We start from the raw sequence: 7,422 nt of genomic DNA, 5'->3' as shown, positions 1-7,422 counted from the left end.
AACGCTTTACACAACGTGGATGGAGAGGGGAGATCGGCCGTGTCGAGGCCGATCTCCCCGGTTATTTGTGGCATCTCCTTCAGCAGATCAATCGTCATTCGGTAGGACGTATCGAGGTAAATCCGCAGACAATGGAGGGAAACGAGGGCATAGTCGGCGAATCCGCCGCCACCTTGCGGGGCGGCGGATTCGTCTCCATCACCGGTAACAACTTGGGCTATCGGCACAATCTCACCAGTGAAGCGGGAGATTTGTGTCATGGACAACCGAATCTCTCCGCTTCAACTCCTTTGATTTAGCGACCCATCCTGGTGCCGTCTAGTGATTCAACACAGCCTTTGTGAGGTACTGAACCTTCGGCAGGATGCTACGCCAGCTAGTGGACTTAGAGGTCTTAGCCCTTCAGACCGAGCCGCTCGATGCTCGCATCGAGCGGCGACTCAAGCAGTTCTGGGCGGATGCTTCCTGTCCACACTGCGAGCATCACAGCATTCGCGTCTGGGACGACATCGACCGTGTCTGGTGCCGTAACTGCGATTTCCGCCCGGTATACACGTATGGACCCCGTTCCACGAGAAGCACCTCACCACAGGAGAGGTGCTTCTCGCGTACATTATCTACGCTGATACGCTGTTGAACATCTCCCAGATCGCGGTCTTGTTTGACCGCACGTACAAGACCCTCTATTACGTGATCCGAGACGTGGAAGCCGCGACCTCTCGTGGCTTCCCCGCTGTCTTGGCACGAATCCAGCAAACGGTGTTCGGTTCGACCGAAGTCGACGAGAGCGGCAAAGTCTGTTCGGGCTACAAAGGACAAGAGCCGCTCTCGTGGCGGATCGTTCCGTAGGGGACGCACTCGCTGGCAGGGTCGCCACGGCGATCAGTTCACGCTCGTCGCGGCCTGCCGCGACAAGTTCACCGTGATACGGGTAAAGGAGGGGATTCGTTTCGAGAGGGATCTTCTCAGCGTAATCCAGGAGGCTGAAGACCTCTCCCAGCCGCTGGGAGAGGTCTGGACCGATGGGTTGCAAGCGTATCGAAGACTTGACTATAATCATCGGGTTGTGATACACGACGAACGATATGTGTCGCCTGGCGGCGCCCACATTAACCACGTTGAGAGTCTCTGGTCGGTGATTCATCCGTGGCTGCGGAAATTTCGCGGCCTGTCCGAGCAAGGCTTGGAACAGGCCGCTTACACCTTCGGCTTGCTGCAGTCACTCAATCGCGTGAGAGCACCGTTACTGACACTCGTCGATAGCGTTGCAATCGACTCGTTCCACAGTTCTACATAAGAGCGATAGAAGTCCCAATTCAGATCCAGGTCATAGAATCAGGGCTGAAACAGCCGTTAGATACAGGTGGTCAACCAGCCGCATCGTCTCGATAGGCTCGCTAAGGTCTTCCTCCCAAATGAAGGGCCTTGTTTAGACGCGTGAATTCACGGGGGTGAGTGTCTACTGCTGAGTTCGATGTTTCTCACGGCGCATTTCAACACGAGTTCGCGGAAGTGACCGAACCTGGTACCGAGAATTTCGTGAACTCGGGCTGAAGTGTGTCGTGAGAAACATCAAGCGACCCGTGACACAGTAAAATCACTCGCCGTATGGTGATTCACCAGAGCCCTCGTGCCCAACGCCTCGCTGTTGTCCTCTGGGCGGTCCAACGCCACCCGCCATAGTACGTGATAGCAGATAGTTCGGGGTACTGTGTAATCAATTTGGCTGCGTCTGCACGGTGGCCGGCGTGACCACTGAGGCGACCGGAGCAAACGATAGTGACGCGTGAGCCGGCAGCGAAGGGCCAGTGGTTATTACACTTCCAGCACAACAAATCGAACGACGCATGGAACACGGCTCTGACGCGCCCGAGAAGCCGAGGGCACTGGTCGTCGACGACGAGAAACAGGTCGCCGACGCGTACGCCCTCCGACTGGAGGGCGTGTGCGACGTCGACACCGCATACAGCGGCGGGGAGGCGCTTCCGACGGTGGAGGAGCGAGAGGTGGACGTGGTCCTCCTCGACCGTCACATGCCCGGCATGTCGGGAGACGAGGTCCTGTCGGAACTCGAGGAGCGGGACTACTACGGCCGGGTGATTATGGTCACGGCCATCGACCCGTCCTTCGACGTGCTTGAGATGCCGTTCGACGACTACCTCTGCAAACCCATCGAGCGAGCGGGCGTGCGTGCCGCCGTCCGCCAGCAGTGTTCTGTCCTCGGCTACGAGACGCTGGGGGAGTACTTCAGCCTCGAATCGAAGCGGGCGGTCCTCGAGGCGGAGCTACCGCCGGCAGAACTGGAGGCCAACGAGAAGTACCAGGGACTCGGGGAGCGGACGACGACGCTCGAACGTCGTGCACGCCGCGTGCTCGAGGACCCGGACCCCCTCTTCGACCGCTTCGAGACCGTGGAGCGCGAGGGCCGCTGAACGGGGATTTGGCCCGGAATCGACAGGGTGGGGACAGGGGATGACAGACGGTCTCGCTGCCGGATACTGCCGGCCGCCTCCGGACGAGGCGGGCACCCGTCGATACGCCGCGAGCGAGTGTCAAGGGTGATGCAGTGTCTCGCACGCTGAAACACCGCTTTGACTGTGCAGACGAGGGGGTCGCCGCTGTCCAAACTGCGGTGGTGAACCCAGCCAGCGACCACGCTCCATCCCGCGACCGTCGGCGGAGCGGCGCGACCCTCGTACCATCGCCGCGGTGGCGGTGCGCCTCGACGGCTGTCGGTCAGGCGAAGGGCGCTTCGAGAGATCATCGCCGCAGGGACACTGCGGGAGCGTGTCGGATTAGGTCAAGCGGTACGTGACGTCCGCTACAGCAGCCCACAAGTCGTGCTGATGGCGGCTGCAGCCATCGAGGCCGACCTGCTGCTCGCCGGCGAGGCGGCCGTCGAGACTGGCTGTTCTCGGGGAGCCCAGAGGTCTATCCTTCGCGGGGGTCCTGCTGGCGTCTCCTGTCGGCGGACCGGGGCTGCCCGAGCAGGAGTGGAAGGTGCTGGGTGCCGGCGAGGAGACCCAACTCGTTCACGGGAGCGGGCTCGGCCTGTGGCTCGTCTACTGGATCGTGCAGGGGTGCGACGGGGCGGTGTCGGCCGAGAACGTCGACACCGGTGCCTGCACCACGATTCGTCTGCAGGCGGTCGACTGAGTCGTCCTCCCACAACGTGTGACAGGTCACAGGTGATGATGACTGTGTCAGTTGTCGAGTACCGTCTGCGCATTCTCGAAGGTCGACAGTGATTGGTCGCGGACCGGGATGCAGCCACCACCCGGAGCGTCCGCCTCACTCGTCGTCTGGGTTGCCCTCGCCGATGAGCCCCTCCCACTCGTCGGTGTTCTCTCTGTCCGACTCCTCGACAGCCTCGAGCTCCGCCTCCATCACGCGTTCCTCCTGTCGCCGCTCCTCCTTGAGCGCCTTCTTGTCGCGACCTTTCTTCGTGTCTGCCATGTGCTACCAATCGACGCGTACCCTCCTAACTTTTGTGTATGCTGACGCAGTCAACGTGGTCTGCGGATTCCGGTCACGGGAGAGGAGTGGGCCGCAATCACCGGACGACCTAAACCATCGACGGACGTAGTTGCAGGTAAGCCACTGCCCCCATCATGGAACACATCGAGTACGCGTACACGCGAGGGATGGACGACGCGGAGATCGCCGAGAGACTGGAGTCCGCAGAGTCGGGTGTGCTCTCGATGGCGGCTGCGGGTGACGCCTACGGCGTTCCACTCGCCCACTACTACGACGGGGAGGACATCTACTTCCGGCTGGGGATGACGGAGGACAGTCACAAGCGCGCGGTCCTCGACCAGGACGGAGCGGTCTCCTACACCGTTTACGGCACCGAAGACACCGACGACCCACGCGGTGTCGACTCCTGGAGCGTCATCGTGCGGGGGACGGTAGAGCGCATCCCCGAGTCGGGCCACGACCGGTTCGACACCGCGGCGATCAACCGGCAGTTCACCCCGATACGCGTGTTCGACGAGGACATCAGCGAGATAGAGATCGTCATCTACAGGCTGGACGCCGACTCGATGACCGGACGCTCGACGCCGCTGGACTGAGTGGCAGAACCTGCGCGGGCCTAGCCACCGAAGTCGGTGACGACCTCCACGCCGCGTGTTCCGTAGTCGGTCATCGCCGCGAGCCGGTCCGATACGTCCGAGAGTGCGACGCGACGGGTCACGAGCGCACCCGGGTCGATACGGTCGGTCGCTATCATCCGCAGGAGTTCGTCGTATCGCGTCGGCGGCATCCCCCGGGAACCGAGGAACGAGATGTCCCAGCGTGACATCCGGTCGACCGGGAGCGCGATCTCCCCGCGTTCTGCGTCTGTCGTCAGCCCGAGCTGGACGTGGGTCCCACGCGTCCGCAGGCACTCGATGCTGTGCCGGCAGGTCTCGGCCCGGCCGAGCGCATCGATAGAGACGTGGACACCGCCGTCGGTGTGCGCCGCTACCGCCTCGGGGACGTCGGGGACGGTCGAGGCGTCGACCGTCGCGGTCGCTCCGAGGTCTGCAGCCAGTTCGAGCGGGCTTTCGCGCACGTCGACCGCGACGACACCTGCCCCGAGCGCTGCTGCCAGTTGCACGGCCGCGAGGCCGAGTCCGCCACAGCCGTGCACGGCGACCCAGTCGCCCGCCGCGAGATCGACCCGGTGCGAGAGGGCGTGGAACGCCGTCACGTACCGACAGCCGAGCGCGGCCATCTCCTCGGGGTGGACGTTCTCCGGAAGCGTCACGGCGTTGTAGTCGGCGTACGGGACGTGGACCGCCTCCGCGAAGGCACCGGGTGCGGCCTGTTCGAAGCCGAGTGCGAGTCCGTCGTCGCAGACGTTCCCGTGCCCGTTGAGACAGTGGTGGCACGTCCCGTCGCCGAGGTTGAACGGGACCGCGACGCGGTCGCCGACGGAGAGTCGTGTCACGTCCTCCCCGGCGGCGACCACACGGCCCGCGGGTTCGTGGCCGAGCACCTGTCCACGCTCGACCTGGTCGTCCGCCCACTCGCCGTGGCCCTGCCAGGCGTGCCAGTCGCTCCGGCAGATACCACACGCCTCGACCTCGACCACCGCGCCGTGCGGGTCGGGGGTCGGCTCGGGCACCGACTCGATGCGCACCGGTTCGCCGTATGCCTCGAGGACTGCTGCGCGCATAGCAGGACCGAGCGGCGGGACCACCTTAGCTCTGCCCCGAGCTCGGACGGCGAGACCGGCAAGAGCTAAATGGCGTTGCCACACAGTGTCGCACAGCATGTCGGTCGCCGAGGACGCGTCGAGTCAGCCTCCCGAGGCCACGCGGTTCCTGCCGAGTGGGCCGTCGGGTGTACACCACCGGGGGAGAGCATGACCGGGCGTGACGTCGGCGCGCGCGAGGACCGGCCGCTCGCGGCGACGTTCGACCGGTACCTGCAGGACAAAGGGAAGGGCCGCGGTGGCGACGGCGGGAACTACCGGCGGAACGCCGCCCGCGAACTCGAGCGCTTCGCCGACTGGGTACGAGGCGAGCGCGGCCCGGACGACTGGCCCGGTATCGCCCCCGAGACGGACCGGGAGCCGACGTTCGCTGACCTCGACGAACGTGTCTTCCGGGAGTACGCGCGCCATCTCGCCGGCGACCGCGGGCTCAAGTCCAACACCGTCCATACCTACTACGCCTACGTCTCGGCCTGGTGTGGCTGGTGTGTCAACGAGGGGTACCTGAGCGCCCATCGCGCCCAGCGCGCGAGTGCGACGGCCCCGTTGCCCGCGGACGACGGCCGCAAGCCCGGCGACCAGCAGGCGTGGACGCCCGAACAGCGCCACGCACTGACCCGCCACGTGGACGCGGTAGCCCGGGACGCCGTCGAGGAGTTCACCGGGCTCCCCGAGGGCACCGACCCCCTCGACCGCGGGCGTGCACGGTACCGAGCCATCCGCGCCACCAGGGACCGCGCGCTCGTCTTCGTCGTCGCCTACACTGCCGTCCGCATCGGCGAGGTGTTGCGCGACCCCGACGACCCCCGCCGGCGCGGCGTCCGCTGGAACGAGGTCGACGTCGACGCGGGGAGCATGGAGGTGTACCGCAAGAAACAGCAGTGGGACGCCGCGAGCCTGCCCGACCCCGTGATCGGACCCCTGCGCCGGTACCGCAAGCTCCTCGACCCGCCGAGTGACCGGTGGCCCGTGTTCCCGACGTTCGACCAGCGGACACTCGGCACGGTCGTGACGGACGGGCTGGCCGACCGCGGGCGCACGCCGGACGAGATTGCCGACCGGCGCGCGGAGCACGCGCGCGACCTGCTCTTGGCGCTCGACGCCGACCTGCGGCCGCCGTCGCTGACGACCGACGGCGGGCGGCGGGTCCTCCAGCGCGTGACGGAGGCCAGCGACGTGACCGTCGACCACCCGAAGCACGACTACCTCGCGCCCCACGGCGGTCGCCGCGGCATGGGCGAGGTGCTGGTCCGGGCGTTCGGTTACACCGTGGCCGCCCGATACCTGGACAACTCCGAGGAGATGGTCCGCGACCGGTACTCCCACATCGAAGCCGGTGAACTGGGCGACGTTGCGACCGAGGCGCTCGACGAAGTCGACTTCTGAGCCGACCGGACTCGTTCCTGGCACCCATCGTGTAACGACCTGACGGTGGCGCTGGCAGCAGTCCGGTACTGACGGCCGGTCGACACCGACGTACACATACGGGTCGAGACCGAGGACGGCCCATGGGACTCGTCGCCGAGTTCGAGATCACCTGCGAGGTGCTGCCGTTCGTCTCCGTCATCGACGACCTGTCGTGCGACGGTATCGATCTGGAGATGCAGTTGAACCACGGCGACACGCCGATTTTCCTCGCGTACGTGACCGGAGCAGCCGTGACCGAGGCGGACGCTGCGTTCGACCGTGCGTCGTTCGTCGGACAGTCCACGCTCGTCGGGCGGGCCGGCGACACCCTCCGCTATCAGGTCGTTCCGAGCGTCGGGATGGACGCACACATGGGCGAGGAGATCGACGACCTCGACGGCCTCCGCGGCCTCGCCGAGGCGGCGGCCATCATCGACCACATCGAGGTCACACCGACCGGGTGGGTCCAGTCGGGCTGGTTCGCCGACCGCGCGGCGTTCGACGAGTTCAGGCGCTTCTGGCAGGACGAGGGCGAGTTCACGCTCCGACGGCTGACCCGCGACGGCGAACCCGAACCGCCGGGCGACGGGCTGACCGACCCACAGCGCGAGGCGCTCCGCACGGCCTACGAGATGGGCTACTTCGACGTGCCACGTGGAGCGTCGCTCGACAACGTCGCCGCGGAACTCGGTATCGGAGCCTCGGCGGCCTCGGAACGGCTCCGGCGTGCACAGACTCACCTCGTCGAGACCACCGTCGCCTCGACCTGGCCGCCGCTGCCGGACTGACTTAAACGGCCCCACGAGTGCGAGTCA

Annotated in this window: 7 protein-coding genes and 2 pseudogenes; 6 read left to right on the top strand and 3 right to left on the bottom strand. The window is 65.6% G+C overall.

The window, feature by feature from the left end; genetic code table 11:
- A pseudogene (locus tag BLT27_RS13315) lies at positions 1 to 260 on the bottom strand (IS5/IS1182 family transposase); the annotation flags it as partial.
- A gap of 104 nt (positions 261 to 364) precedes the next feature.
- On the opposite strand from BLT27_RS13315, the pseudogene BLT27_RS13310 reads away from it, so the two are divergent.
- The 3 genes and pseudogenes from BLT27_RS13310 to BLT27_RS19240 all read left to right on the top strand — a co-directional run bounded on the left by BLT27_RS13310 (position 365) and on the right by BLT27_RS19240 (position 3,156).
- Positions 365 to 1,297, top strand: a pseudogene (locus BLT27_RS13310) (IS1595 family transposase).
- Between the two features lie 550 nt (positions 1,298 to 1,847).
- Entirely contained in the window at positions 1,848 to 2,432 is a 585-nt protein-coding gene (locus BLT27_RS13305) for a response regulator (RefSeq protein WP_089734690.1), read from the top strand.
- A 568-nt stretch (positions 2,433 to 3,000) separates the two neighbouring features.
- Positions 3,001 to 3,156: a HAMP domain-containing histidine kinase gene (locus BLT27_RS19240; protein ID WP_139172339.1), complete on the top strand. Its 156-nt coding sequence runs from the start codon at positions 3,001 to 3,003 to the stop codon at positions 3,154 to 3,156.
- 135 nt (positions 3,157 to 3,291) lie between these two features.
- Here BLT27_RS19240 and BLT27_RS19845 read toward each other — a convergent pair whose 3' ends face one another.
- Entirely contained in the window at positions 3,292 to 3,456 is a 165-nt protein-coding gene (locus BLT27_RS19845) for a hypothetical protein (protein ID WP_175526462.1), read from the bottom strand.
- Between the two features lie 155 nt (positions 3,457 to 3,611).
- Here BLT27_RS19845 and BLT27_RS13300 point away from each other — a divergent pair, with 155 nt between their 5' ends.
- A complete protein-coding gene (locus BLT27_RS13300; protein ID WP_089734688.1) occupies positions 3,612 to 4,073 on the top strand; it encodes a pyridoxamine 5'-phosphate oxidase family protein in 462 nt (153 codons plus the stop codon).
- A gap of 20 nt (positions 4,074 to 4,093) precedes the next feature.
- On the opposite strand, the gene BLT27_RS13295 is transcribed toward BLT27_RS13300, so the two are convergent.
- Complete coding sequence (locus BLT27_RS13295) at positions 4,094 to 5,161, bottom strand: zinc-binding dehydrogenase (RefSeq protein WP_089734685.1); 1,068 nt, start codon at positions 5,159 to 5,161, stop codon at positions 4,094 to 4,096.
- A gap of 189 nt (positions 5,162 to 5,350) precedes the next feature.
- Here BLT27_RS13295 and BLT27_RS13290 point away from each other — a divergent pair, with 189 nt between their 5' ends.
- Complete coding sequence (locus tag BLT27_RS13290) at positions 5,351 to 6,586, top strand: tyrosine-type recombinase/integrase (protein WP_089734683.1); 1,236 nt, start codon at positions 5,351 to 5,353, stop codon at positions 6,584 to 6,586.
- Positions 6,587 to 6,708: 122 nt separating this feature from the next.
- Positions 6,709 to 7,395, top strand: a complete 687-nt coding sequence (locus BLT27_RS13285; protein WP_089734681.1) for a helix-turn-helix domain-containing protein — start codon at positions 6,709 to 6,711, stop codon at positions 7,393 to 7,395.
- Positions 7,396 to 7,422 lie beyond the last annotated feature (27 nt).

The sequence above is a fragment of the Haloarchaeobius iranensis genome, from assembly GCF_900103505.1.
Taxonomy (GTDB): Archaea; Halobacteriota; Halobacteria; order Halobacteriales; family Natrialbaceae; genus Haloarchaeobius; species Haloarchaeobius iranensis.
Note: the sequence above shows the minus strand (reverse complement) of the source record. Positions and strands in the feature narration are given on the sequence as shown.